16 protein-coding genes are annotated in these 25,515 nt (G+C 75.5%); 7 read left to right on the top strand and 9 right to left on the bottom strand.

The window, feature by feature from the left end; genetic code table 11:
• Nucleotides 1-61: 61 nt before the first annotated feature.
• Nucleotides 62-1,276 (top strand): LysM peptidoglycan-binding domain-containing protein, encoded by a 1,215-nt coding sequence (locus WME85_RS46660; RefSeq protein ID WP_437831107.1) that lies wholly within the window; start codon nt 62-64, stop codon nt 1,274-1,276.
• A 66-nt stretch (nt 1,277-1,342) separates the two neighbouring features.
• Here the strand turns inward: WME85_RS46660 and WME85_RS46655 are convergent, their stop codons facing one another.
• The 3 genes from WME85_RS46655 to WME85_RS46645 form a co-directional block, all read right to left on the bottom strand.
• On the bottom strand, nt 1,343-1,978 hold the full coding sequence (locus tag WME85_RS46655) for an AMIN-like domain-containing (lipo)protein (protein WP_437831104.1): 636 nt from the start codon (nt 1,976-1,978) through the stop codon (nt 1,343-1,345).
• 98 nt (nt 1,979-2,076) lie between these two features.
• Nucleotides 2,077-2,607 carry a TlpA family protein disulfide reductase gene (locus WME85_RS46650; protein WP_437831101.1) on the bottom strand — a complete coding sequence of 177 codons (531 nt, stop codon included), beginning with the start codon at nt 2,605-2,607 and terminating at the stop codon, nt 2,077-2,079.
• A 145-nt stretch (nt 2,608-2,752) separates the two neighbouring features.
• On the bottom strand, nt 2,753-4,816 hold the full coding sequence (locus tag WME85_RS46645) for a TonB family protein (RefSeq protein ID WP_437831099.1): 2,064 nt from the start codon (nt 4,814-4,816) through the stop codon (nt 2,753-2,755).
• Between the two features lie 555 nt (nt 4,817-5,371).
• Between WME85_RS46645 and WME85_RS46640 the strand changes: the two genes are divergently transcribed.
• A complete protein-coding gene (locus tag WME85_RS46640; protein WP_437831097.1) occupies nt 5,372-6,961 on the top strand; it encodes an AgmX/PglI C-terminal domain-containing protein in 1,590 nt (529 codons plus the stop codon).
• A gap of 57 nt (nt 6,962-7,018) precedes the next feature.
• Here WME85_RS46640 and WME85_RS46635 read toward each other — a convergent pair whose 3' ends face one another.
• Complete coding sequence (locus WME85_RS46635; RefSeq protein ID WP_437831096.1) at nt 7,019-8,620, bottom strand: amino acid permease; 1,602 nt, start codon at nt 8,618-8,620, stop codon at nt 7,019-7,021.
• Between the two features lie 315 nt (nt 8,621-8,935).
• Between WME85_RS46635 and WME85_RS46630 the strand changes: the two genes are divergently transcribed.
• The 5 genes from WME85_RS46630 to WME85_RS46610 all read left to right on the top strand — a co-directional run bounded on the left by WME85_RS46630 (nt 8,936) and on the right by WME85_RS46610 (nt 15,562).
• A complete protein-coding gene (locus tag WME85_RS46630) occupies nt 8,936-9,943 on the top strand; it encodes an alpha/beta hydrolase (RefSeq protein WP_437831095.1) in 1,008 nt (335 codons plus the stop codon).
• Nucleotides 9,940-13,017, top strand: coding sequence for a PEP/pyruvate-binding domain-containing protein (locus WME85_RS46625; protein WP_437831094.1), 3,078 nt, complete (start codon nt 9,940-9,942; stop codon nt 13,015-13,017). The genes WME85_RS46630 and WME85_RS46625 overlap by 4 nt, the downstream gene beginning before the upstream one ends.
• Nucleotides 13,014-13,991 carry a pseudouridine synthase gene (locus WME85_RS46620; RefSeq protein WP_437831093.1) on the top strand — a complete coding sequence of 326 codons (978 nt, stop codon included), beginning with the start codon at nt 13,014-13,016 and terminating at the stop codon, nt 13,989-13,991. Before WME85_RS46625 ends, WME85_RS46620 begins: the two co-directional genes overlap by 4 nt.
• The gene (locus WME85_RS46615; protein ID WP_437831092.1) at nt 13,988-14,806 is read left to right on the top strand and encodes a hypothetical protein; all 819 of its coding nucleotides are present in this window, start codon (nt 13,988-13,990) and stop codon (nt 14,804-14,806) included. The genes WME85_RS46620 and WME85_RS46615 overlap by 4 nt, the downstream gene beginning before the upstream one ends.
• Nucleotides 14,807-14,914: 108 nt before the next feature.
• Entirely contained in the window at nt 14,915-15,562 is a 648-nt protein-coding gene (locus WME85_RS46610; protein ID WP_437831089.1) for a tetratricopeptide repeat protein, read from the top strand.
• A gap of 249 nt (nt 15,563-15,811) precedes the next feature.
• On the opposite strand, the gene WME85_RS46605 is transcribed toward WME85_RS46610, so the two are convergent.
• From WME85_RS46605 to WME85_RS46585, 5 genes are all read right to left on the bottom strand, one after another.
• Nucleotides 15,812-16,732, bottom strand: a complete 921-nt coding sequence (locus tag WME85_RS46605; protein WP_437831088.1) for a 3-hydroxyacyl-CoA dehydrogenase family protein — start codon at nt 16,730-16,732, stop codon at nt 15,812-15,814.
• Nucleotides 16,729-17,268 (bottom strand): hypothetical protein, encoded by a 540-nt coding sequence (locus tag WME85_RS46600; protein ID WP_437831087.1) that lies wholly within the window; start codon nt 17,266-17,268, stop codon nt 16,729-16,731. Before WME85_RS46600 ends, WME85_RS46605 begins: the two co-directional genes overlap by 4 nt.
• 103 nt (nt 17,269-17,371) lie before the next feature.
• Nucleotides 17,372-19,852 carry an AAA family ATPase gene (locus tag WME85_RS46595; protein ID WP_437831086.1) on the bottom strand — a complete coding sequence of 827 codons (2,481 nt, stop codon included), beginning with the start codon at nt 19,850-19,852 and terminating at the stop codon, nt 17,372-17,374.
• 230 nt (nt 19,853-20,082) lie between these two features.
• Complete coding sequence (locus WME85_RS46590; protein WP_437831083.1) at nt 20,083-24,834, bottom strand: VIT domain-containing protein; 4,752 nt, start codon at nt 24,832-24,834, stop codon at nt 20,083-20,085.
• A 3-nt stretch (nt 24,835-24,837) separates the two neighbouring features.
• On the bottom strand, nt 24,838-25,503 hold the full coding sequence (locus WME85_RS46585; protein WP_437831081.1) for an RNA polymerase sigma factor: 666 nt from the start codon (nt 25,501-25,503) through the stop codon (nt 24,838-24,840).
• Nucleotides 25,504-25,515 lie beyond the last annotated feature (12 nt).

Raw genomic sequence — 25,515 nt, 5'->3', positions numbered from 1 at the left:
GGCCGCGGTTGGCGTGTCTTCTTCGTGCCGGTATAGTGCCGCCGCGATGGGCCGCAGCACCTTGGTTTCCGTCCTCTGCGCCCTCTGCATCGCGGGCTGCGCCGGGAGGGCGCCCGTGGCGGCGCGCTCCAAGGACAGCCTGATGCGCGCGGCCGCGGCGGTCTCGCCGGAGCACGGGGCGGGCGCGCCGTCGGCCTCGCCCGGGGCAGCGGCGGACGAGGCCGCGGTCGCGCACGATGACGAGGAGCACGACGACGGCGGGGAGGTCGACGACGGCCTGGAGCTGCCGGCGGAGCCGGGCGCCGGCACGCCGGCGCAATCGCCGCTCGCGGCGATGAGCGAGGCCCAGATCGAGGAGCTGCTGGCGAAGGACCCGGCGGCGCTGGGGCCGATGTCCGTGGGCGCCACCAACGCGGGCGCGCTGTTCAACGGGATCCGGATGCCCGAGGGCGACCGGTGGGAGCTCGTCGATCCGGGCCACGCGTGGGGGACGCGCGAGACGGTCGACGCGCTCGATCGCGCGATCGCCGAGGTGCACCGGCAGTTCCCGGGGAGCCCGAAGCTCTACATCGGGCACATCAGCGCCCGGGACGGCGGCCGCCTCTCCCCGCACAAGAGCCACCAGGCCGGGCGCGACGTCGACATCAGCTATTTCCTCGACGCGCGGCACCGCTGGTACCAGCGGGCCACGGCGGCCAACCTCGACCGCGAGCGCACCTGGGCCTTCGTCCGGGCGCTGATCACCGAGACCGACGTGGAGCTCATCCTCATCGACAGCAGCGTGCAGCGGCTGCTCAAGGAGCACGCGCTGAAGATCGGCGAGGACAAGGACTGGCTCGACGAGGTCTTCCAGTTCGGATCGAGGAAGCCGCGCCCGCTCATCCGCCACGCGCGGGGGCACGCGAACCACATCCACATCAGGTTCTACAGCCCGATCGCGCAGGAGTCGGCGGTGCGGGCGTATCCGCTGCTCGTGAAGCGCGGGGCGATCAAGCCGACGGCGCACTACGTGCGCCACACGGCGAAGAAGGGGCAGACCCTGGGCTCGCTGGCCCGGCAGTACGGCACCACCGTCGAGGCGATCAAGCGGGCCAACGGGCTGCGCTCCACGGCGATCCAGGCGAAGCGCGTCTACAACATCCCGCGGCCGTCGAGCGGCCCCGCCGCCCCGCCGAAGCACGTCGTCGTGCCGCCGCGGCGGCTGCCCCCGCCCAGGGCCGCGGACGCGTCGCCGCCGGTGCGCCACGACGAGGCCGGGCCCGCGCTGGGCGGCTGAGCCGCGGTCGCGTCGCGGCGGGTGCGCCCCGGGCACGGCCGCGGCGCGCCGGGCCCGCGCGCGGCGTCAGTGCTTCACGTCGACGACGAGCCGCGCCGGCTTGGTCAGCTCGAGGACGCGGTACCGGTTCGGCGAGGAGACCCCGAGCACCCAGGTCACCTCGGCCTCGAAGTCGCACGTGCGCTCGAGCTCCAGGGCCACGCCGAGCGCGAGCTTGCGCTCGCGGAACGGGATCGTGGGCTTCCCCGCGTCCGTGTGCGCCGCGGCGGGGGTCATGCGCACGGCGAGCCAGCCGTCGCCGGCGACCTCCGTCGCCTCGCCGGAGCCGCACTGCCGCACCGGCTTGTCGATGTAGTCGACGTGGTAGCCCGGCACCGCGTCCCCCTCGAACTCGAACACGATGCGGTCATAGTGCTCGTGGCGGGCCGCGCGCACGTCGCGCAGGACCGCCACCTTCGCGCCGGCGCGCGGCTTGTCGGTGGCGCCCGCGGTGCCCTCGAACGTGTCCGTGCTCGTGGGATCAGCCTCCTTCGGGGGCCGCGGCGTGGGCGGCTCGTCGTCGACGGCCGGATCGGCGGAGGCGCGCGTGTCGATCGGCGTGACGTGCGGGATGGGCTGAGCAGGCTCGCTGCTGCCCCCGCCGCGGCAGCCCGCGGCGAGCGACACGGTCGCGACCGCGAGCAGCAGGTTCGCTGTCCTCATGGGGTTCCTCCATGGCGCCACGGGCGTCGCTCGTCCACCGCGACGCGACGTCGCCCGCGCTCCTGGCCGCCAGCGCCGGCGGTGAGCGCGTTCGGCGATCAGCGCGCCGCCGCCCGTGCCCGGGCCAGGATCGCCTCGAGCCGGGGCACGATCTCGTCCACCGCGCGCTTGCCCTTCACCGACCCCTCGACACGGAGCGGCGTCGCCCGGCCGTCCTCGCCGGGCACGACGAAGAGCGGGATCATCTCCGATGCGTACCCGGCGGCGGCGAGCCGGTCGCGGTCCCGGTCGAGGTCGAACTCGAGCAGGCGCAGCGCCGGGAAGGCCGCGTCGAGCTGGCCCGCCTTCACGGCGTCGTGGAACCTCGTGCACGGCTCGCACCACGAAGCGCCCACGTAGACGACGAGCTCGCGCCCCTCCCGCCGCGCGCGGTCCCGCGCCTCCTGCACCAGCGCGGGGACCTCGCCGCTCGACGGCGCAGGCTCGACGTCGGCCCGCAGCGCCGCCGGCCGCGCGGAGCCGCTCCCCGCCGCCGGCTGGGACGCCTCTTCTCGCGAGCAGCCGAGGAGCGCCGCGCAACAGAGGACCAGCCCGGCTCGCGCCGCCCACTTCCGGCCATGACCGCTCACGTCGTCGTCTCCTCCCTCTCGGCGACTCTCTTGCTCACGGATGGCCTCGCCGCCAGCGCCTCTCGCGCCGCGGCCTCACCCCTGAGCCCACGGCCGGCGCTGGCGCGCTTCCTGCGGCCCGCGTTTCGGCGACGTCAGGGCGACGCTAGGGCAGCACGAGCTTGATCGAGAACACGTAGTCGACGTCGACGGGCCGGCCCTGGTAGGTGACCGGCCGGTAGCGGCTCGCCGCGAGGGCCGAGAGGACCGCCTCGTTCATGTGGGGGAGCCCCTTGACGATCCGGCAGCCGGTGAGGGTGCCCGCCGTCGTCACCACGCACCGCGCGAGGACCGTCCCCTCGACGCGGGCCTGCCGCGCCTCGCGCGTGTAGACCACCGCGGGCGCCGCGATCGGCACGGGGCGCGTCATCCCCTCCTGGAAGCGCAGGATCTCCGGGGTGGTCGCCGCCGGCGCCGGCGCGGCCGGCGCTGCGGCGGGCACGGCCGTCGGGGGGGGCGCGTTCGGCTGGTCGTCATAGGGATCGGCTGCGGCCGTCTCGGCTGCGGCCGGGTCAGTTGCGCCGGGCCCCGCGCGCTGCGGCTCCTCCGCGGGCGCTCGCTCCGGGAGCGCGCTCGCCGCGGCCTGCGAGCTCGGCGGCGGGGGCGCCGGCGTCGCGGCGGCGAGCGCCTCGAGCTCGGCCGAGGCGGTCTCCGCCTCGGGGCGCACGACCAGCTCGGCCGGCCTGTAGCCGGGCCTGGTCAGCTGCAGCCGGTACTCGGCCCTGCTCCCGGCGCCCTGCAGGACGAGCCGGCACGGCGTCGCCAGGCAGACCTCCGTCCCGCGGTCGGACACGCGGGCGCCGGGCGGGGCGCTCTCGATCCGCACGATCCTGAACTCGGCCGCCGCGCCGGGCTCCCTCTCCGCCGAGCCCTCGGCGGGGACGGCGATCGGCACGAACACGGACTGGACGACCGCGGGCGCGCTCGCGGCCTGCGGCGCGCGCCCGCCGAGCGCCAGCACCAGCCCCCCGCCGACGAACGCCGCGACGACCGCCACGAGGTAGAGCGAGAGCGGCCGGTGGCGAGGGGGCGCGACAGGGCCGCTGAACGTCGGGGGAGCCTGGGGGGGAGAGAGCGAGTCCAGCTGCGTCATGCGAGGCGACGCGCTCGGCTCGTTCGGCGGCGCCGCGAGCGCCGAGATGCGCGGCCCAGAGGCCGACGGCGCCGGCGGCAGCGCGCTGCCGGGCTGCGACACGGGCAGGCGCTCGGGGACGGAGGCCCGGTCGGGCGTGGAGACCCGGTCGGGCGTCGACGCACGCGCGACGTCGACCGGCTCGCCCGCCGCGCCCTTCAGCGCGAGGAGGCACTCCTTCATCGACTGGAAGCGCCTGTCCGGGCTCTTCTCGAGACACCGCATCACGATGGCCTCCATCGCGGGCGACACGAGCGCTCCCGGCGCGCCGCTGGCGACGCGCGCGAGCGGCGGCGGCGGCTCGCTGACATGGGCCATGAGCGTCGCCGTGGGCACCTTCTTGTCGAACGGCACCTTGCCGCAGAGCATCTCGTAGAGCAGGACGCCGAGCGAGTAGATGTCTGCGCGCGGCGAGAGCTCGTTGCCCATCGCCTGCTCCGGCGCGGTGTACCTGGGAGAGCCGATGAACAGGCCCTTCTGCGTCAGGTCGTCCAGCTGCTCACCCGAGACGTCCTTGACCAGGCCGAAGTCGAGCACCTTGACGAAGTCCTTCTCGTCCCCCTGGTCGACGAGGAGCACGTTGCTCGGCTTGAGATCCCGGTGCACGAGGCCGAGCCCGTGGGCCTCGGCGAGCGCGCGGCAGATCTGCCGCGCGATCCGGCTGGCGCGCGCCTCGGGGAGCGGGCCCTCGTCGTGGAGCACGCGGTGGAGCGTGCGTCCGGCGATGTACTCCATGGCAATGAAATAGATGCCGCGCGGATCGTCCCTGCCGTAATCAAAGACGGTGACCGAGTTCGGGTGGGTGAGCCTCGCCGCGGTCGCGGCCTCGCGTGAAAAGCGGCGGAAGAACTCTGGATCTTGCTCGCGCCGCTCATCGGGGACGAGGAGCTTGAGGGCGCAGATCCGACCCAGCGCGAACTGCTCTGCCCTGTAGACCTTGCCCATCCCGCCGCGCGCGATGAGCGAGATGATCCGATATCGACCGGCGATCGTGGCGCCGATGAGCGGGTCTTGACCGCTGCTCCTGGCCGCACCCATGTCGATCATCATACGCACGGCCGCGGGCGCACCGCTACCCCAACGCCCGTGTCGTTCCGATTGCGCGGCTCACGATCGTCCGTGCGGTTACAGGCCGTCCACCGGCGCGGCGAGGTCGATCCAGCGCTGCGCTGGCGGCGGGTTTCCCTGGTCGCCGCTCCGACAGGCGCGGCGCGGTGAACCGGAGAGCACAGGCAGATTGCGATTCTGTTTCGTGGCGACTCCACGCCTGCGAGCGCGCGCGTCCCGGGACGCGCGCGCAGGCCGGCGGCCTGGAATTTATTCAACGCCTGGACCGCGATCTTGCTGCTGAAAATCGTGTCGCGGGTCCGGAACCTGGGGCGGGGGGTGCTGTCGATCCCAGGCGTGAACGCGGTGCTCCGCGGCGCACGCAGAGCGCGGTGAGGCTCGCCGCGCGCGCGCCGGGGAGCGCCCGAGCGGCGGGCTCTCGCGGGCTCGCTCCATTCAGGCCGCTCGCCGCGCGGTTCACGTCACGCCGCGCGCGAGCAGGGAAAGGGCTGGTCTCCGATGGACACGTTCAAGGTGGCTCCGAGCATGGCATCGTCGAATCCGTTTCTTGGCAACCTGCCCTTCGGCCATTCGCCGGCCTGCGATGCCGAGGTGCCCGCGGACGCGCCGGAGGGGTCGTATACCTACGCGCTGGTCAAGAGCGCGCCCGAGGTGCCCGCGGACGAGTGCGAGACCGAGACGCTGGCCGTCGAGGTGCTCATCCGGTGGGGAAACAGCCTGCTCCACGTGGCCCACCTGACCCCGCCGCGCGACTTCCATGTGGGAGAGCAGGCCGGCGCGGAGGGCGGGTGCGACTTCTTCGTACCGGCGGAGCGGCTCGGCGCCGCGAGGGTGCCTCTCGTGCTCGTCGGCGAGGGCGGCGAGGTGAGCGCCGTGATCCCGCCGGGCACGACGGGCATGGTCGAGCTCGGGAGCTGCAAGATGACGGTCGCGCAGGCGATCGCGTCGGGCCGCGCCGTGCCCTGCGGGGCGCTCGACGGGGCGCGGCGGATCGCGCTGCCGCTCGGCGGGCGGGCGAAGCTCGATCTCGGCGACTTCGGGTTCGAGGTCGCCGTGGGCCGGGCAGGCCGCCGCGTGGCGGGCAAGGTGAGCTTCGACCGCCGCAGCCTGCCGTTCACCGCGCTCTCGACGCTGCTCCACGTGGGCCTGCTCGCGGCCATGGCCGCGTTCATGCCCCCGCTGGCGATGGCCGACGACGGCGGCGTGAGCGCGGAGCAGGCGTACCTCATGTCGCAGGCGCTCGCGGCGACCGCCGAGCGCGAGCCGCCCGAGGCGAGCGACGGCGCGGAGGCGCGCCCGAGTGAGTCAGAAGGCGGCACGGGCGCGGCCGCGATCGGCGAGTCGGGCAAGGCCGGGAGCGCGACGAGCCGGAAGACGGGCGGGCGCTTCGAGATCGAGGGGCCGAAGGACAACCTCGACGTGCGGATCTCGCGGGCGCAGGCGCTCGACGACGCGGCGCGGTTCGGCATCATCGGCGTGCTCGAGGCGGGCATCGGCGGCGATCCGAACGCACTCTCGGCGCCGTGGGGCGGCGTCGACACGCTCGGGAGCGGCGAGAGGAGCGTGATCGGCAACATGTGGGGCGCGACGATCGACGAGTCGGGCGGCGTGGGCGGGCTCGGGCTGACCGGTGTCGGCGAGGGCGGCGACGGGCGCCACCTCGGCGTCGGGATGGGGCCCCTCGGCACCATCGGCCACGGCAACGGCCTCGGCGACGGGCAGAGCTTCGGTCCTGGACACGGCGCTTCGCGCTTCGCGAGCGGCGCTGGCCACAAGCCGAGCGCGCCGCGCATGCGGACCGGGACGCCGTCGGTGTCGGGCCGGATCCCGCCCGAGGTCATCCAGCGCATCGTGCGCCAGAACTTCGGTCGATTCCGCCTCTGCTACGAGAACGGGCTGCGCAACAACCCGAACCTCACGGGGCGCGTGTCGGTCGGCTTCTCGATCGGCCGCGACGGCGCCGTATCCAGCGTTCAGAACGGCGGCTCCGATCTGCCGGACGCCGGCGTTGTCTCGTGTGTCGTGCGCTCGTTCTACGGGCTGTCGTTCCCGCCCCCGGACGCCGGCATCGTGACCGTGACCTATCCCCTCCTCTTCAGCCCTTCCGGCAGCTGACTCACCTCCTCGCCCGGCGGGCGGCGCCGCGCCCCGCCCGCCGGACCGGAAGGCCCCCTATCGATCGCCCCCCGCCGCGACCTGGCCGACGGCCCGCTCCGCCTCGGCGATCTCCCGCGCTCGCTGCTGGATCATCACCCCTTGCGGCGGGCCCTGGAAGCGGCGGCGCTCCAGCGCAAACCAGACGACGGCCGTCACCGCGAAGACGATGAGCATGATGACAAGGGCCTTGTCGTTCGGCGGCTGGACGCTCACCACGATCAGCATCAGGCAGGCGAGGACGCTGATGATCGCGAGCGGCCGGTACAGGGGCCCGAGGTCCCACGGCCCCATCGTCACCCAGGTGCGGCCGTAGGCGCGCACGCCCATGATCGTGGGCATGACGTACGAGATGTAGAGGAAGATCACGCAGACGGCCGTGATCGTCGAGTAGACCGGCGTGTACACGGTGAAGCCAATGGTCAACGCGCTGACGACCCAGATCGCGGTCGCCGGCGTGCGGAACTTCGGGCTCACCTTGCGCAGCTGCTCCGAGAACGGCAGCCCGCCGTCGCGGGCGAAGGCGAAGGTCATGCGCGAGGCGGACGTCACCGTCGCCAGCCCGCAGAGGTACTGGGCGATGGAGATGCCGGCGTAGAGCGCGATCCTCACCCGCTCCGGGACGACGCTCTCCATGATCCAGAAGAAGACGCCGCCGCCCTTCGACGCCGCCTCGTCCATGTTCGGGATCGCGAGCACGATCGCGCTCAGCATGAGCCACCCGAAGACGCCGGAGACGAGCACCGCCCGGACGATGCCCCGCGGGACGGTCTCCGCCGCGCCGATCGTCTCCTCCGACGTGTGCGCCGACGCGTCGTACCCGGTGATCGTGTACGCGGGCAGGAGGAAGCTCAGGAGGAACAGCATCGTCATGCTGCCCGTCTCCGGCCATACGTCGCCCCCCTTCGGGCCGCTGTAGTTCGTGAACGTGACGAGCCGCCCGAGGTCGATCTGGGGCGCGTAGAAGAGCACCGCGACCGTGAGGAGCACCGAGACGACGAGGATGAGGTATCCGCTGAAGTCGGTGAGCAACGTGGTGACGCGGATCCCGAGGTGGTTGAAGAGCGCCTGTGTCCCGGTGATGAGCGTGACCCCGACGATCTGCGTCAGGAGGGCCTGATTCGGATCCATCTTGGCGATATCGACGCCGAACAGCGGGCCGAGCGAGCTCATGATGAACAGGTAGGCGCCGACGTTGATCGCCGCGAGGACGGTGACGAGGCCGATCAGGTTGAACCACGCGGTGGCCCAGCCGAAGCCCCGGCCGCCGAGGATCGAGGCCCAGTGGTACAGGCCCCCCGCGGTCGGGAACGCGGACGCGACCTGGCCCATCGTGAGCGCGATGCAGAGCGAGAGCGCGCTGCAGACCGGCCAGCCGATGCCGATGCCGGCCCCGCCGACGCTGCACAAGCCCATCTGAAACGAGGTGATGCCGCCCGCGATGATGCAGATGATCGAGAACGAGATCGCGAAGTTGGAGAACCCTCCCATCCGGCGCAGGAGCTCCTGCGCATAGCCCATGCTGTGGAGCGTCTTCACGTCATCGGCGATCACGCCCTCCACGCTGCGCGGCCCGTCGCCAGCGCGCGGCCCGACGTCCCCCTTCGTCTCACGGCTCATGAGCGGTCCCTTTCATCACGGGTCTGGAGCCCGGGAGTGACGGAGCCCGCCGGGCCCGTCACGATCGGCGCGTCTCGCCGATGAGCCCCCCCTCGGGGATCTCGCCCGCGCAACGAGAGCCTACAGGGGGGCACGCGGTACTGCCTAGAGCGACAAGACGGATGGCTTGAGCCGCCAAGACGGCAAGGGCGCCAGGAGAGAGAAGAAAGTGGCTCATCTCTCTCTTCGCTCCTGGCGTTCTTGGCGGTTCTCTCTCTTCCAACCGCCGCTGCGCTGGACCGCACGGCGGCGAGAGCGACGGCCAGCGAAACCTGCTTGTCGCGATCCCGATACGAGGAGGCGCGCCGGGCGCCGGCGCCGCCTCCCCCGCTGCTACCCTCGCCGCCGATGGCCGCCCCGAAGCTCCCCCCGCTCTCGCGCCGGCGCGCGCTGCTCGGCCTGGCCGCGCTCGCCTCGACCTCGTGCCGGCGCCGCGGCGCGCCGTCGCCGCCGGAGCCGGCGGCAGGCGAGGCGGCCGCGCCGGGCTGGAAGGAGCTCGCGTTCGAGCCGGCCTCCGGGGGCGAAGACCCCCAGCGCGCGCTGCTCCTCGCGCCGGCCCCCGCGGGGGCGCCGCCGCTGCTCGTCGCGCTGCACGGGCGCGGGGAGGCGGTGCGAGGCGTCGAGGTCGGCGCGCGCGGGTGGCGCGACGACTACGCCCTCGACGCGACCCTGAAGCGGCTCCTCGCGCCGCCGCTCGCGCCGGAGGACCTCGGGGGGATGGTGACGCGCGAGCGGCTCGCGCAGCTCAACGCTTCGCTCCGGGACCACCCCTACGCCGGCCTGTGCATCGCCACGCCGTTCACGCCGGATCTCCGCGACCGCTCCGTCGAGGGGGCCGCCGGCTTCGGGCGGTTCGTCGTCGAGCGGCTCCTGCCGCGGGCGCGCGCCGAGGGCGGCTGCCAGCCCGCCCGGGAGGCGACCGGCATCGACGGCGTGAGCCTCGGCGGCCGCCTCGCGCTGCTCGTCGGCCTGTCGAACCCCGACGTCTTCGGCGCGGTCGGCGCCCTGCAACCCGCGGTGCGGGCGAGCGAGGCGGAGATGTTCTCGACCCTCGCGCGCCGGGCCATGGAGCGCCGCGCGGTCGCGCTGCGGCTCGTGTCGAGCGAGGCCGACCCGTTCCTCCCCGCCATCCAGGCGATCAGCGATCGGCTGCGCCAGGACGGCGTCGCTCACGATCTGCTCATTGTGCCCGGACCGCACGACTATGCCTGGAACCGCGGCCCTGGCGGCGTCGAAATGGTGCTCTGGCACGAGCGCATCCAGCGCGGGTTGAGCCCGCCGTGACCGGGGCTGGCCCGGGTCACATGCCCCTGACCCAGGCCGCCGAACCGTGTTACTTCCTCGGCAACGACGTGGCCGACCCGACACGCATCGCCCGCGCCGACAGCGCGACCGACCCGCCCTCCGTGCGCGAGTGGCTGAAGCCGCTCGAGAGCGCCGGTCAGCGCCGCCACACGAGCGCGAAGCGCGTCGGCGGCAAGGCGGCGTCGCTCGGGCGCCTGCTCCGCGACGGCTTCCCGGTGCCGCGCGGCTGGGTCCTCGACGCGCGGTGCTTCACCGAGCTCATCGACAGGCAGCTCCCGCCCGGGCACGACATCGCGACGCTGATCCGGCTCTCGGGCACGAAGGCGGGCGTCGACCGGGCGGCGCGGGCGCGCGACCGCATCCTGAGCGAGCCGCTGCCCGAGACGCTCTCGGCCGCGCTGCGGGCGCTCTGGCAGACCGTCGAGCCCGAGGCCCCCTGGGGCCTCGCGGTGCGGTCGAGCGCCACGTGCGAGGACAGCGACGAGACGTCGATGGCGGGGCTCGCCACGTCGGTGCTCGGCGTGCGCGGCGAGGCCGGGATCGACGCGGCGATCCGGCAGGTCTGGGCCAGCGCCTTCCTGCCGCGCGCGCTCGCCTACCTCGCGCACGCCGGCGTCCGCGACATCGCGATGGGGGTCGTGCTGCAGGTCATGGTGCGCGCCGAGGCCGCGGGCGTGCTCTTCACCGCGCCCCCGCCGGGGCTCGAGGGCGAGCGCTGGCACGCCGGCGAGCGGCTCGTGAACGCGACGCTCGGGCTCGGCGCGCCGGTCGTCGACGGCGCCGTGGCGGCCGACACCATCCGGATCGCGCGCGACGGCGGCAGGGTCGTCGCGGCGGCGGTGGCGCAGAAGCGGCGCGCGCTCGTCGTGGGCGCGGCGGGGATCGAGGAGGTCGCGGTGCCCGAGCCGCGCGTCGAGCGTCCGGCGCTCGACGAGGCCGCGCTGCGGCAGCTCGCCGAGCTCGCCGCGCGCCTCGAGCAGGGCGGCAAGGGCCCGTTCGACGTGGAGTTCGCGGTCGAGGGCGGCGACCCCGGCCGCCCGCCGGAGGGCGCCGCGGCGGAGGGGTCGCCCGCGGCGGAGGGGTCGCCCGCGGCGGAGGGGTCGCCGGCGCTGGTCGGATCGCCCGCGCCGGCCGCCGGGGTGCCCGCGCCAGCGGCGGCGCCCTCGCCGGCCGGGGCGCCGGCGCCGGCAGAGCGGCGCGTCTGGCTGCTCCAGGTGCGGCCGGTGAGCGGCGGCGGCTTCCCCGAGGGGGGCGGCGCCGACACGATCTGGTCGCGCGCCAACGTGGGCGAGGCGCTCCCCGGGGCGGCGACGCCGCTCACCTGGTCGGTGGCCCGCGCGTTCTCGGACCGGGGCTTCCGCGAGGCGTTCGCCGCGCTCGGCTGCCGCGTCCCGCGCGGCGCGCGCCTCGTGACCAACGTGTACGGGCGCTTCTACCTGAACCTCACCGCCTTCATGCAGATCGCGGCGCAGGTCCCGGGGCTCTCGCCGCGGGCGCTGCTCGGCATGAGCGGCGGGGCGAGCGAGCAGCTCATCGCGCGCCTCGCCCAGCAGAGCGCGGGCGTCTCGAGGCGCCGCTTCTACGCGCGGCTGCCGCTCACGGGGCCGCGGCTCCTGCTCCGGCAGGCGCGGCTCGAGCGCGAGGTCGCGGCCTACGAGGGCGAGGCGGTCTGGGCGCAGCGCGCCCTCTCGGAGCTCGACATGACGCTCTTGCCGGACGACGCGATCGGCACGACGCTGCGGAGCGTCTTCCTGCTGCTCGAGCGGACCGGCACGCTGATGCTGCACTGCGCGTCGGCGTCGCTCGCGAGCCACCTCGCGCTCTGCAAGGCGCTGGAGCGGGTCACGCGCCGCCGCGCGTCCGCGCGCTCGGCGACCGGGGAGGAGCCCCTCGACGACCCTGCCGGGCGCCCGGAGACGAACATCGAGCACCTGGCGCAGGTGCTCGCGGGCGGCGTGCGCGAGCTCGACAGCGCGGGGCCGGGCATCGAGCTCGCCCGAGTGGCCGAGCTCATCCTGCTGGATCGGGTCGCGCGCGAGCGGCTCCTCGCCGGCGAGGTGCGGTGGCCGCGCGACCTGCCCGAGGGGCCGGCGCGCGACGCGCTCACGCGGTTCCTCGACGCGTACGGCGATCGCGCGGTGCGCGAGGCGGAGCTCGCGACGCCGCGCTGGCGGGAGGACCCGTCGCCGGTCATCGCGATGCTCGTCGCGTCGCTGCGCGGGGCGCCTGGCGACCCGGAGCGCGCGCTGGCGCGGGCGCGCGCGCTCGCCGACCGCGAGATGGCGATGCTCGAGACGCGCCTGCCGCGGGTGGAGCTCGCGCTGCTGCGCGCGCTGGTCGGCCGCGCGCAGCGCTACGTGCGCCTGCGCGAGCGCATGCGCACGTGGGTGACGCGCGTGCTCGGCATGCTGCGGAAGGTCGCGCTCGACATCGACAGGCGCCTCCGGCGCATCGAGCCCTCGCTCTCGCCCGGGAGCGTCTTCTTCTGCACGTACGAGGAGCTCGTGACGGCGCTCTCCAGCGGCCGCGCCGACGTGGGTCACGTCGTGCGGCTGCGCCGCGCCGAGCACCTGCGCGACGCCGCGCGCCCCGATCCGCCGCCCGCGTTCATCGGCCGGCCGCCGCCGGTCGTGCTCCCGCCGGCGGCGGGGGTCCGCCTGCTCGGGCTGCCGGCGAGCCCTGGCGTCGTGGAGGGCCGGGCTCGCGTGCTCGACCCGGGCGCGTCGGCGCTCGACGCGGTGGAGCCGGGCGAGGTGCTCGTCGCGCGCACGACGGACATCGGCCTCTCGCCGCTCTTCCTGGTGGCCGCCGCGGTCGTGACCGAGCTCGGCGGCCCCATGTCGCACGCCTCGATCGTCGCGCGGGAGTACGGCATCCCTGCGGTGGTGAACGTGCCCGGCGTGACGCTGGCGATCAAGACGGGCGACCGGCTGCGGATCGACGGCGATCGCGGCCTGGTCGAGCGGCTGAACGAACGCGACGAGCGCGCCGCGCCGCCGTCGCTGGGCGACGGCGCGGGGGGCGCGCTGGGCGACGCCGCGCCGCCCGGATGACCGCGGCGCGGTGGCGCGTGGGGCCGTCGGACGGCCCCACGGTGGCGGACGTCCTCGAGCGCATGGGCGGGGCGTCGCGCGGCCTCGCGGGCGCGGCGGCGGAGGGGCGGGCCTTCCTGAACGCGCGCCGCGCGCGGCCTGACGACGCGGTGGTCCCTGGCGACGAGCTCGCCGTGTGGCCGGCGCGGCGCGACGCGCCGGGCGCGCCGCCGGTCGAGGTGCTGGCGCGCTGGGGGGAGATCCTGGTCGCGTCGAAGCCGGCGGCGTTGCCGACCGTGCCGGAGCGCCGTGGCACGCGGTCGCTGGTCACCGAGGTCGCGGAGCTGCTCGGCCTGCCCGCCCCGCCGCACGCGGCCTCGCGGCTCGACGTCGGCGTGAGCGGCGCGGTGCTCTGCGCGACCGGCCCGCGGGGCCAGCGGCACCTCGCGGCGGTGCGCGAGGCGGGGCGCGTCGCGCGGGTGTACGTCGGCGTCGCTGGCGGGCGCGTCGAGGGGGCGGGCACGTGGGACGCGCCCATCGGCGTGGCGCGGGCGCGAGGCGGCCGCAGCTTGCCTGCGGTCGGCGGCGCCGGGGCGAAGGAGGCGTCGACGCGCTACCGGGCGATCGCCTCGGCTGGCGGCGGGGCGGCGGTCGCCACGCTGCTCCGTCTGGATCCGGTGACGGGCCGCATGCACCAGCTCCGGGTGCACGCCGCGCACGCGGGCGCGCCGCTCCTTGGCGATCGCGACCATGGCGGCGCGCGCTCCGTGACCACGGCGCGGGGCCGCGTGCTTCCGCTGCCGCGCATCGCGCTGCACGCCTTGCGTGTCGCGGTGCCGGACGAGGGCGGCGCGGAGCGGACGGCGCTGGCGCCGGTCCCGGACGAGCTCCGGGATCTCTGGGCAGCGCTCGACGGCGACGGCTCCGCGTGGGAAGAGGTGCTGACGACGCCCGAGGCGGCCCTGCTGCCGGGGGTTCCCGCTGGTATCCGATGACCTCGCCTCGTCCTCTCGTCCGTGTTGCCTTTGCGACCCTTGCTGGCCTCGCGCTCGCCGCTGCTGGCGTCGTCGCGGTGGCCGAGCCTGGGGATCCGCCGTCCCGCGCCGGGTATGCGCCGGACCCTGCGGTGCAGCCCAGCGAGAAGCAGTGGGTCTTCGAGGTGCAGTACGCGAAGGGGCGGGGCTCGGTCGCGCGCGCGCGACCGGTGAAGCTCGCCAGGGCCGCGGCGACGGCGCGCGTGATGGGCCGCTTCGCGATCGAGCTCTACGTCGGCAAGGAGCTGCTCGATCGCGTCCGCTTTGACGTGCCGCTGACGGGTGACGCGCCGGAGCGGTCGTCGAACATCCTGTATCGCCGGCCGACGTTCGACGAGGGCGTGACGTCGCGGCTGCGGGTGCAGATGGCGGACAATCCGCGCGCGAGCTGGGCCAAGCTGGTCGACCGGAAGACGGGCGTCGAGGAGCGTTTCCTGTGGCCCCCGGAGCCGGACGGCCGGCTCGTGTCGCTGGACGCAGCCCCCGCGGCGCTGGACGGGGGTGCTCCGGCGGACGCGGGCAGGCTGCCGGTGGATGCGGGGCCGTCGGACGCGGGCAGGCTCCCTGTGGATGCGGGGCCGTCGGACGCGGGGTGGCCGCCGGTGGACGCCGGGCGGCCGGATGGCGGGTGGCCGCCGGTGGACGCGGGGCAGCCGGACGCGGGGTGGCCGCCGATGGACGCCGGGGTTCCGGATGCCGGTTGGCCGCCGGTGGACGCCGGGCGGCTGCCGGACGCCGGGGTGCCGCCGGATCCGTTCAGGCCGCGGCGGAAGTAGCTCGCTGCGTCGAGGTCGACGGGGAGGGGCCCGTCAGGGTTGCCTGGCGTTGTCGGCCTGTGCAGCAAGGTTTCCCCATCGAGGCGCGGCTGCGGTACCTTGGCGGGCATGCAGGACCGCTCGCTTGCTGTCATCGCCTCGTTTGCTTTCGCTGTCGTCGCCGCTGCGGCGCCGGCCGCTGCCCAGCAGCCGGCTGCGGACTCCGCGGCGCCGCCTGCTGCCGCGGCCACATCGCCGAAGGATCCCGAGGGGCGGAGCGGCATCAGCCCGTACACGGAGCAGATCCTGAAGGGGCAGGGCTCGTTCGTGGCGCGCGACATCCCCGGCGCGATCTCGGCCTTCCAGGAGGCGATCAAGCTGGATCCCACGAAGATGCTCGGCTTCTACCGTCTTGGCGAGGCGATGCTCGAGTCGGGCAACCAGGCGGAGGCCGAGACGGCCTGGACGACGGCGCTCGGCAAGAAGGGCACGGACGCGCTTCACGCCAAGGTGCTCTTCTGCCTCGCGGATCTGCGCGAGCGTCAGAAGAACTGGCAGGGGGCGCGGGATGCGTGGGGCGCTTACGGCGCGTTCCTGACCAGCAATCCCAAGGCGGGTGGCTATCCGGCGACCGTGACGGAGCGTCAGAAGCAGATCGACCGGCGGGTGAAGGACGAGAAGGACTACGCCGCGGTCAAGGAGCGCATCGTCCAGCGCGAGGCCGAGCGTCAGAAAGAGGCCGAAGAGAACGCCAAGAAGGACAAGCTGAACCGCTAGCCGCTCCTCCGCACGCGCAGTCCCCCGCCTCGCAGCATCGTCAGACGGCGCCCCCTGCAGCGCACCCGTCGGCCGTCTCGACCTCCCCCCTTCTTCAGGAGCTGGCGCCGGGGGTAGAGAGCGCTCTGCGCGCGCGCGGGGAGGGCCGATGTCTGAGCGCCCCTTGCCCGTGCTTGTCCCTCGCGCAGCGAGGGGCAAGCACGGGCCCACGCGAGTTCGGCGGGCCCCCGCGCGCGCGCAGAGCGCTCTCTACCCCCGGCGCCAGCCGTCGCCCGGCTGGGGCCCCGCCTCGGTCCACCGGTAGAACCCCTCGCCCGTCTTCTTCCCGAGCCTCCCCGCGCGCACCATCTGCCGCAGGATCACCGGCGGCCTGAACTGCTCCCCGACCTCCCGGTGCAGGTGCTCCAGGATCGCGAGCCGCACGTCGAGCCCCACCAGGTCCGTCAGCTTGAGCGGCCCCATCGGGTGCCGGTACCCGAGCTCCATCGCGCGATCGATGTCGACCGCCGACGCCACCCCGGCCTCCAGCATCCGCATCGCCTCCGCGCCGAGCGCCACGCCGAGTCGGCTCGTCGCGAAGCCGGGCGTGTCGTTCACCACGATCGGCGTCTTGCCCAGGCGCCTCGCCACCGAGAGCGCCGCGGTCACCGTCGCCTCGTCGGTCTCCAGGCCCCGCACCACCTCGAGCAGCTCCATCACCGGCGGCGGGTTGAAGAAGTGAAGGCCCACCGTGCGCGCGCCCGCCCCGAGCCGGCGCCCGAGCTCCGTGATGCTCAGGCTCGACGTGTTCGACCCGAGCAGCGCCCGCTCCGGCGCCGCCGCCATCGCCCGGCCGAGCACCTCCACCTTGAGGTCCATCCGCTCGGGCACCGCCTCGATCACGAGATCGACGTCCGCCGCCGCGCGGTCGAGATCCGGCGACGCGACGAGCATCCCGATCATCTCGCTCCGCGCCTCGTTGAGCATCTTGCCCTTCTGCACGAGGCGATCGGTCGAGCGCTTGACGTCCTCGATCGCCGCGCCGATCCGCGCCGCGTCCACGTCGTGGAGGCGCGTCACGTAGCCGGCGACCGCCGTGACCTGCGCGATCCCCTGGCCCATGGTGCCCGCGCCGAGCACGAGCACGGCGCGCACGCGTGCGGCGGCGGACTCCACCACCGGCTCGCTCACTTCGGCGGAGCCGGCGCCCGCGGCGCGCCTTCCTTCTGTCGCGCCTCCTGGATCTGCCTGCGCACCCGCTCCACCTCCTCGGGCGTGAGCTTGCGCAGGTTCGCCGAGCCCGGCGCCGCGGGCGCCGCCGACCCGGCGGCCGCCGCGCGCAGCGTCTCCGCGGCCGCCCCCGCGGCGGGCCCGGTCGGCGGCGCGGGGCGCGCGCCCGGGCGGGCGTCGGCCGGCGGCGCGGGGCGCGCGTTGGCCGGCGCCGCGGGGCGCTCGTTCGCAGGCGTCGCCGGGCGGGCATCGGCCGGGCGAGCGTCGGCCGCGCGGGGGCTGGCCGGCGCGGCCTGCCCGGCGTCGCCGCCGTCGCTGCTCGTCGCGAGGAACGTGACGCCCGCGACCACGAAGACAGCGAGCCCCAGCGCAGGCACCCAGTTCGGGGTGGGCGGCTCGTCCGCCGGCAGCGCGCGGGCGGGCTCTCCGTCGAAGCCGTGGTGGTCGCTCGCGTCGTGCGCCGCGGCCGCGTGAGTGTCTTGATGGGCCGTGCTCATGCGCGGGACAGTTGCCGCACTTCGACAGCGGCGTCGAGGGGGTTCCACGCCCGGGCGGCCCGGGCGGCCGGGCGCGCGGCCGCGGCCGCGCGGCCCTGCGCGCTCAGCCCGCGAGCCTCCGGTGGCTGTCGAGCGCCGCGCGCTGATCCTCGAGGTCGTCGCCGTAGACGGCCTCGATCGCCTCGGCCGCGAGGCGGTGCTGCCGCTCCGCGGCCGCCTTCGGCTGCATGCCGTACGCGGCGTCGCGGATCAGCACCGTGCAGAACTCGAACCGGTGCTCCCCCATCCGCGACCAGATCCGCTGCGCCTCGCCGAAGCGCAGGTGGTCCACGAGGACCGACGCGTCCGGGATCATCCGGGCGAGCACGCGCGTGTCGAACTCACGCCCCAGCACCGCCGCGGAGATGACCGTCTGCCGCGTCCGGGGCTCGAGCCGCTCGAGCCGCGCGACGAGCAGGCTGTCCACGGTCCGCGGCGGCATGAACCGGCTCGAGCGCACGGCCTCGTGGGTCGACCCGTACCGGCCGTCCTCCAGCCAGTACGCGAGGATCTCCTGCGCGAAGAACGGGTTGCCGCCCGCGGTCTGGCCGAGCAGCGACTCGAGCATCGTGGGCATCGGACCCCCGAAGAACGGCTCCGCGAGCGCGAGCAGCCGCTCCTGCGGCAGCGGCGCGAGCTCGATGACCTGCGACGGGATGCCCGCTTCGAGCGGGATGCGCACCGCGTCTTCCTCGCCCCCGGGCGCCGCGGGGCGCGCCGAGCAGATCACCGCGAGCGGCAGATCGCGGCAGGCGGTCGTGATCGCGCGCACCGCCTCGAGCGAGGTCGGGTCAGCCCACTGCGCGTCGTCGAGGTGAACCACGACCGGCTGGAGCGAGCTCTCCGCGACGAGCAGCGCGGCGAGCGCGGCGAGCGCCTCGGCGCGCCGCTCGGCCTCGGCCTCCGGCGTCGCCGGCTCCTCGCCCCGCAGCCGGAGCAGCCGCGCGAGCGCCTCGCGCGACCTGTCGATCCCGTCGCGCACCTCGGTCCAGCCCTCGGGCAGCCGCTCCAGGAGGAGCTGGAGCGCGAGATCGAGCCCGGCCTGCTTGGCGCGCTGGCCGATCTCCGACGAGATCCCGAGGTACTCCTTCAGCGCGAACTCGAAGGCGTAGAGCGGGGTCTTCAGCGTCTGGTCGCAGCGGGCCTCGATCCAGAGCAGCGGGCGCATGTCCATGAGCTGCGCGCGCTGGTGGCGGTAGCTGTGCACGAGGTAGCTCTTGCCGATGCCCGCCTCGCCGAGGATGTACACGACCCCGGCGGAGCGGCCGGCGAAGATCGGCTCGAGCGCGCGCGTGAGCCGCTCGAGCTCGACCTCGCGCCCGATGGGGCCGAGATCGTAGAACTCCTCCTGCACGGCGATGCGCCGCCGCTCGAGCGAGTAGACGAGGATCGGCAGGTCGAACCCGTCGAACCGGAAGATGTTCTCGGTCGACCACTGGTGGCTCGCCTCGCCCGCGAGGAACGCCCGCTCGTCCGCCCAGATCGACGACGGCGCCGCCTTGCGCGCGATCTGCGCGGCGAGGTGGACGGCGCGGCCGACGCAGGCGAACTCGCGGCGGCCCCCGGCGCCGAAGAAGCCGACCAGGCAGCGCGCGCGGGTGATGCCCACCGCGAGCCGCGGCACGCCGAGGCCGTTGCTCTTCAGCTCGAGCGCGAAGTCGAGGGCGCGATCATGGTCGCTCTCGTGCGAGACCGGCGCGCCGAAGTAGAACAGCGCGCCGAAGCCGCGCTCCGTCACGTTCATGCCAGCGAACGTGGCGCCGTACATCGCCGCGATCTCGTGCAGCTGCTGGAGGAGCTCCGTCGGGCTCTCCACCCGATCGAGCGAGACCGAGACGGTCGTCACCTCCCGGATCTCGCCCTCCGGCGCGAGGTCGCCCGCGCCCGGCGGCAGGAACGACTCGGCGTCCGCGTCCCGCGGGGTGTCCGTGACCGTCAGCGAGGGGGGCTCGGTCAGGAGATCGGCCTCGTCGAACTCCACCGCGCTCTCCCGCGCGCTGGCGGTGGGGAGCCGCTCGCGGAAGCTGCGATCGAGGTGGAGCTCGCTGTCGTCGACGCCGCGGTCCGTCGCCTGGCAGGCCTCGATCGCGGGGCCATAGAGCAGGAAGTAAGCCCGATCGTCGGCGATGCGCACGATCGTCCAGTGGACCGAGCCCCACGCGAGCCCGATCCGGAACGGCATCTGCCCGCCTCCGGCGCCGAGCGCGCGGCGCGCGGCGAGCTCGAGCAGGGTTCGCCGTATCGCGAGGGCCGCGCTGCGGGCGTGCCGGGTGACGTTGCGCCCCGGCCGATCAGGGAAGAGCGCGGTGAACCCGCCGCCCGGCGAGAGCGCCGCGACGAAGCCGCCCGACTGGTGCACGGCCTCGAAGAGCGGATCGAACAGCGAGCGCAGCGCGTCCGGATCGATCGCCTGACGCGCGATCATCTGCTCGGCGAGATCGACGACGGCCGGGAGCGACACGTGCAGGACGGCCGCGTCGACCGCTCCCGCGTATTGCCCTTCGGCATCCTGTTCGAGGATGAAGTCCGGGACGAGCGGATTCATGTCGAAACTGTATCGGGGATCTCCTCCCGACACGAGCATGGCGGGGGGCTTTCGACCCCCCGGCGGACGTGCCTGGAGGCGCGTGGAAAAAGGCTGTTCGGGCGGTGCGCCGGGGCGGCTGTCGAGAGGCGCGCCCGGAGGCGGTCGAGGAGCGCGCCGGAGGGGCTGTTCAGGAGAAAGGCGCGGCGTGTGGGCCGGGGTCACCCGGGCCGGAGCGCGCCTGGGGGACCCTACCGCCAGGGGACGTCGTCGGCCGGCACCAGGCGGGAGGTGAAGAAGACGCGCACCGTGCCGAGCTCGCGCCGCGCGCCGTCGAGCGTGAAGGGCACCTTGCGCGTCTCCCCCGCGAGGCGCAGGGTCAGCTCGCCGCGCAGGACCTCGGGCGCGCCGGGAGCGGCGGACGGCGAGGGGCCGTCCCCGGTCGACGCGCGCGCGATCTCGACGATGTAGCTCCCCTTGGGCAGGCCCCGGAGCGCTAGCGACTCGGCGCGCGTGCTCGTCGCGTCGCGCGAGCGCACACCCACCGACCCGAGGGTGGACCCCATCCAGGAGAGGCGCCGGCCCTGCGCGTCGATGAGCGCGAGGTCGAGATCGGCGCCGCCGCTCCACTCGGCGCTGAGCTGCACGTCGCCCGAGAGGACGGTGGACGGCGCCGCGTCCGGCTGCGCGAGCCGCCGGTCGACCTCCGCCCGGATGGCGGAGGTCACGTCGAGGCGGAGCTGGCTCGCGAGCTCGCCCATGCCGCTCTCGCCGGCGCACCGGATCGCCGCGGCGACGAGCTGCGCGTCGGCGGGCGCGAGGTCGGCGAGCGCCACCCGGTGCTGGCACGCGAACGCGGGCCGGCCCGCGGCGTCCCAGAGCTCGGCGAGCCGCGTCTGGACCGCCCTGTCACCGGGGCGCACGTCGGCGAGTCCCCCGAGGATGCGCGCGGCGCGGTCGCGCTCGCCCTGCCGGGCCGCGAGGTCGGCGCGGGCGATCAGCGCGCCGGGGTCGAGCGCGTCGCGCCCGCTCCAGCGCGCGGTGAGCTCCTGCGCCTCGCCGAGGCGGCCGGTCGTGGCGTAGAGCGCGTAGAGGCCCATCGTCCGATCGCGGCTGTCCGGGGCCGCCGCGAGCGCCGCCTCCGCGGCCGCGGTCTTCGCGGCGCCCTCGGGCGCGAGCGTGTTCGTGGCGTCGAAACTCACGTGGCGATCGAACACCCGGCGCATCGGGATCATCCGCCGCGGCGCGGGCGGGAGCGACACCGGCGGCGGAGGAGGCGGCCACGACTGGTTGGCGTTGAGCTCGCCGCGGCTGCCCGGCGGGGGCTCCTGGGCGGGGCGACGCTTGAGGGCCGGCGATGGCGCCTCGCGGGGCGCCGGCGCCGGGGCGGCGGACGTCGGCGCGGGCGCGGGCGCCGGCCTCGCCTCCATGTCGCTCTCGGCGATGGAGTCGCTCGGCAGCTCGTCGAAGGAGATACCGGGGGACGCCGGCAGCGCCTTGCCGCCGCCGCCCAGCCCGAAGCCCGACAGCCCGAGATCCCCCTTGGTCGTGGCCTCTTTCTTCTCCAGCGCGGCGCTGTCGTCCGCCGCGTCGTCCGGCTGCTCCCCCGCGGCGCTCGCGCTCACGCGCTGGGCCTGCTCCTCGCCCGTGAAGGCCGAGGCGAGGCCGCCCCGCTCGAGGCCGAACGCCTTGAACATCGCCTCGCTCTCCAGCACGAGCAGCGACGTGAACCGGCTCGCCACGGAGAAGCGCCGCGACAGCTCGATGATCGCGGGCTTCTGCGCGTCGCCGCCGGTGTCCTCGAGCTCCGCGATCTTCGCGGCGGCGTAGAGGCGCGGGACGAAGGCGTTGCCCGCGCCCGTCCCGGCGGCGATGGTGACGGGGTAGGTCTGCTCGAAGCGCTCGCCCGAGACGCGGCCCCGGAGGCGGATCTCGCCGGTGACGCCGGCGCCGGAGCTCATCCGCGCGACGACGAACGCCTCGCCGCCGGCGCGGATCGGGTCGAGCCGCGCCGGCGTGACCTGGGTGAGGCCTGGCGGCAGCTCGATCTCCGCGTCGCGCAGCACGAGGCCGTAGGCGGCGCCGAGGACCGACTGCGCCGCGCTCGCGACCCGCTGGCCGGGCACGTAGGGGACCATCACCCCGCCGCCGCCGCGCGCGAGCGCCCGGAGGGACGCCGTGTCCGCGTCGCTCCCGAGCGCCACCGCGACCACGGCGGCGCCGTCCGCGGGGACCGCGCCGCGCACCGCGGCCTCGATGTGCGAGGGGCGCGTCGGCCCGACCGAGGGCGTGCCGTCGCCGAGGTAGAGGATCCGCAGCTCCTTGCCCTGGAGCGGGCCGGCGGCCGCGCGCGCCGCGATCATCGCCGCGGCGAGGTCGCTGCCGCCGTCGGGCTCGATGCCGCCGAGGAACCGCTCGACCTCGTCGGCCGACGCGGCGCCGGGCGCCATGGGCCGCGCGGCGCCGCCCTGGCCGCCCTCGCCGAGCGAGCGGCAGAGGGTGTCGCACGCGAGCACGACGACCTCGTCGCGCCGGTCCATCTCGCGGACGATCGACGAGGCGAGCCGCGTCGCGCGGGCGAAGCGCTCGCCGACCATCGACCGGCTCGAGTCGACGACGATCGCGTGGAGCCGCGACGCCGCCTCCTCCCAGCGGGGGAGCCGGGGGCGGAGCGCGATCGCGACGTAGGGCGAGGTGTCGCTCGCGATCGCGCGCGCCGCGGCGAGCGACGCCTCGTGCTCGGCGCCGTCGCCGTCCGGCGCGGCCGCGCCGCCGCCCCTCGACCCGCCGGCCGGCCGGCGCGGGGCGGCCGGGGCCGCGGCCGCCTTGTCGGGCTCCGGCGCCGCGGCGGGGGGCATCTGGTAGGCCCACGCCGTGACCGGGCGATCGCGATCGGGGAGCGCGTACTCGACCGTGAGGTCGCCGGCCGGCGTGAACCCCTGCGCCTGCAGCGTACGCCGGTCTGCGGCGCCCTCGGCGGGCGCCGCGGCGAGCTCGTAGCCGCGCGTCTCGACGCCGAACTCCCGGTCGTGGCCGAGCACCTGGAGGTCGAGCGAGAAGTCGCCGATGTTCGTGGTGCCGCTCTGGTCGTGCGCGAGCGGGTAGGTGAAGCGCCGGACGCCGCCCGCCTGCTCGACGAGCTGCGTGTAGGTGAGCACGACGCGGCGGGCGCCGCGCTTCGGGATGGGGAAGATGCGGAGCTCGAACCGGCCGCCGCGCTGCCACTCGAGCAGCGCCGGGTCGCGCCACGGGCCGGGGACCCAGATGATCTCCTCGCGCGGTCTGGGCGCCTTGGGGGCGGCGTTCTGGATGACGCCGCGCCAGATCGCGGCCCCGCGATCGCGGTCGACGAACGCGCCCTCGATCAGCTTGCCGTCGACCTCGAGCGCGAGCCGCTCGATCTGCGCGCCCGGCGGGAGCGGGAAGCGGAAGATGCCCTCGAGCTCCTCGTCGGTGTCGTTGGCGAAGGTCTCGTCGATCTCGGTCCGCGCGACGACGTCGACGATCCGCACCTTGACCGCGTGCCTGGCGAGCCGCACGGCCCGCTCCTTCTCCTGCGTGGCGCCCGGCCTGCGCGCCCTGAGCTCGCCGAGGCCGCGGAGCGCCGGGGCGTCGGCCTCCTCGGCGGACCGGTCGCTCCACGCGAGCGTGTCGGCGAGCGACGTCGCGCTCGCGACCCTGGGCGCGGCGCCCTTCGCGAGCGTCGCCTCCTCGCCGGCGCGCACCTCGACCGGCGCGCCCTGCTCGCCGGTGACGCGCACGGCGCCGCGGGCGACCTCGACGGAGGCGCGCTCCGCGCTCGCGGTGACCGCGAGCTTCGTCCCGAGCACCTCGATCTCGCCGTGGGGGATCTGGATGCGCGCGGGCGGCGCGCCGGCGGTCGGGGTGACGTCGAGGACGACGGCGCCGGCGTCGACCCGCGCGCGGCGGGCGTCGCCGGCGCCGAGCCACACGCGGGAGCCGCGGTCGATCGCGAGCGCCGAGCCGTCCTTGAGCGCGACGTGCGCGCGCGTGCGCGCGTCGGTGCGCAGGGTCGCGCCCTCGGGGAGCTCCGCGCCCGGGGCGAGCGGCGCGCAGGCGCCGGCGGCGTCGCACGCCTCGAGGCCGCCCGACCTGTCGGCCGACGCGCGCGACACCGAGGCGACCTTGCCGGACCAGGGCGAGCTGACGGCCGCGGTGCTGGCCGGACCTTCCTCGCCGCCGCGCCGCAGGAAGACCCCGGCCGCCACCGCGGCCGCCGCGGCCAGGGCGGCCGCGGCGATGGCCGGGCGCCGCCCGAAGAGCGGGCCTCGCGCGCGGCGCTGCGCCGGAGAGACCCGCTCGGCGCTGGAGGGGCGCGGCCCGCCGGTGCGCGCGGCGGCTGGCGCACCGCCCTGGCGCGCGTCGGTCGAGGCGTCGCTGGCGCGCGCGTCCGCGAGGGCGTCGCTGGCGCGCGCGTCCGCGAGGGCGTCGCTGGCGCGCGCGTCCGCGAGGGCGTCGCTGGCGCGAGCCTCGGTCAGCCCGCCGCCCTCGCGCGCGTCGACCATCGCCTCGCCATCGCGCGCTTCGCTGGAGCGCGCGTCGATCCGGTCGCCGCCGGTGCGCTCGTCTCCCTTCGCCTCGCCATCGCGCGCCTTGCTGTCAGCGGCGCCGATCACCTCGCCGCCGTCGCGCGCGTCGGCCGTCGCCCCGCCCTCGCGCGCCTCGCCCTCGCGCGCCTCGCGCGCCTCGCGCGCCTCGGGCGCCGCCTTGAGCACGGCGCCGCTCGACGCGCCTCCCGAGGGGCGCGCCGCCTCGAGCCGCCGGAGCAGCGCCTCGGCGAAGTCGTCCGCCGGCCGGAAATCCGCGCCCGCCGCCGCCACGATCTCCGCGGCCCGCGCCGCGTCGTGCCGGCGGTCGCGGCACGCGTCGCAGCCAGCGATGTGCTCGTACAGCGCCGGCCGCGCCGTCCCGTCGAGCACCTCCGCGAGCTGCTCCTCGACCTCGCCGCAAAGCCCAGCCGAATCCGTTCCTGTCGCGCTCATCGCCTACTCCTCGCCCAGCTCGGCCCTGAGCCGCCCGAGCGCCCGGCTGACCCGCTTCCGCGCGGCCGCCTCGTCGATCCCGCACGCGATGGCCACCTCCTTGAAGGAGAGCCCCGCCTCGAAGCGCAGCACCACCGCCTCGCGCTCGCTCGGCTTGAGCCGCGCCAGCGCGGCGCGGGCGCGCTCGGCCCGCTCGCGCTCCACCGCGAGCTCGCTCGCGTCCGGGCGCGGCCGGGTGTCGTGTACCAGGCGCAGCCGCGCCTCCCGCCGCGCCTTGAGCTCCGTGTGTCGCCCGCACAGGCGCCGCGCGATCCCGAAGAGCCAGGCCCGCACGCTCCCCTCGGCGCGGTACTGGGGGAACGCGTCGAACGCAGCGAGCAGCGTCTCCTGCACCAGCTCCTCGCTCTCGGCCTGCGACCCCGTGAACGCCATGCACAGCCGGCCGAGCGGCATGGCGTACGCCCTGGCGCACCGCGACAGCGCTTCCCGGAAGTCGCCTGCCCCGATCAGCCCCTCGATCGCGCGCGCTTCGTCGGCCCGCGCGTCGCCAGCCCGCGCGTCGCCCTCCGTCCGCGCGTCGACCGCGGTCCGCGCGTCGCCCTCGGTCCGCGCGTCGCCCTCGGTCCGCGCGTCGACCCCCGCCCCCACGAGCGCTAACCCAGCTGCCATCGCTGCCTCATC

It is taken from the genome of Sorangium sp. So ce1153 (assembly GCF_051521595.1).
Taxonomy (GTDB): domain Bacteria; phylum Myxococcota_A; class Polyangia; order Polyangiales; family Polyangiaceae; genus Sorangium.
Note: the sequence above shows the minus strand (reverse complement) of the source record. Positions and strands in the feature narration are given on the sequence as shown.

Coding starts and splice junctions, on each gene's coding strand:
- WME85_RS46610 (WP_437831089.1), top strand. CDS start 14,915: ATGCAGGACCGCTCGCTTGCTGTCATCGCCTCGTTTGCTTTCGCTGTC.
- WME85_RS46620 (WP_437831093.1), top strand. CDS start 13,014: ATGACCGCGGCGCGGTGGCGCGTGGGGCCGTCGGACGGCCCCACGGTG.
- WME85_RS46640 (WP_437831097.1), top strand. CDS start 5,372: ATGGCATCGTCGAATCCGTTTCTTGGCAACCTGCCCTTCGGCCATTCG.
- WME85_RS46585 (WP_437831081.1), bottom strand. CDS start 25,503: ATGGCAGCTGGGTTAGCGCTCGTGGGGGCGGGGGTCGACGCGCGGACC.
- WME85_RS46600 (WP_437831087.1), bottom strand. CDS start 17,268: ATGAGCACGGCCCATCAAGACACTCACGCGGCCGCGGCGCACGACGCG.
- WME85_RS46645 (WP_437831099.1), bottom strand. CDS start 4,816: ATGGGTGCGGCCAGGAGCAGCGGTCAAGACCCGCTCATCGGCGCCACG.
- WME85_RS46655 (WP_437831104.1), bottom strand. CDS start 1,978: ATGAGGACAGCGAACCTGCTGCTCGCGGTCGCGACCGTGTCGCTCGCC.
- WME85_RS46635 (WP_437831096.1), bottom strand. CDS start 8,620: ATGAGCCGTGAGACGAAGGGGGACGTCGGGCCGCGCGCTGGCGACGGG.
- WME85_RS46615 (WP_437831092.1), top strand. CDS start 13,988: ATGACCTCGCCTCGTCCTCTCGTCCGTGTTGCCTTTGCGACCCTTGCT.
- WME85_RS46590 (WP_437831083.1), bottom strand. CDS start 24,834: ATGAGCGCGACAGGAACGGATTCGGCTGGGCTTTGCGGCGAGGTCGAG.
- WME85_RS46595 (WP_437831086.1), bottom strand. CDS start 19,852: ATGAATCCGCTCGTCCCGGACTTCATCCTCGAACAGGATGCCGAAGGG.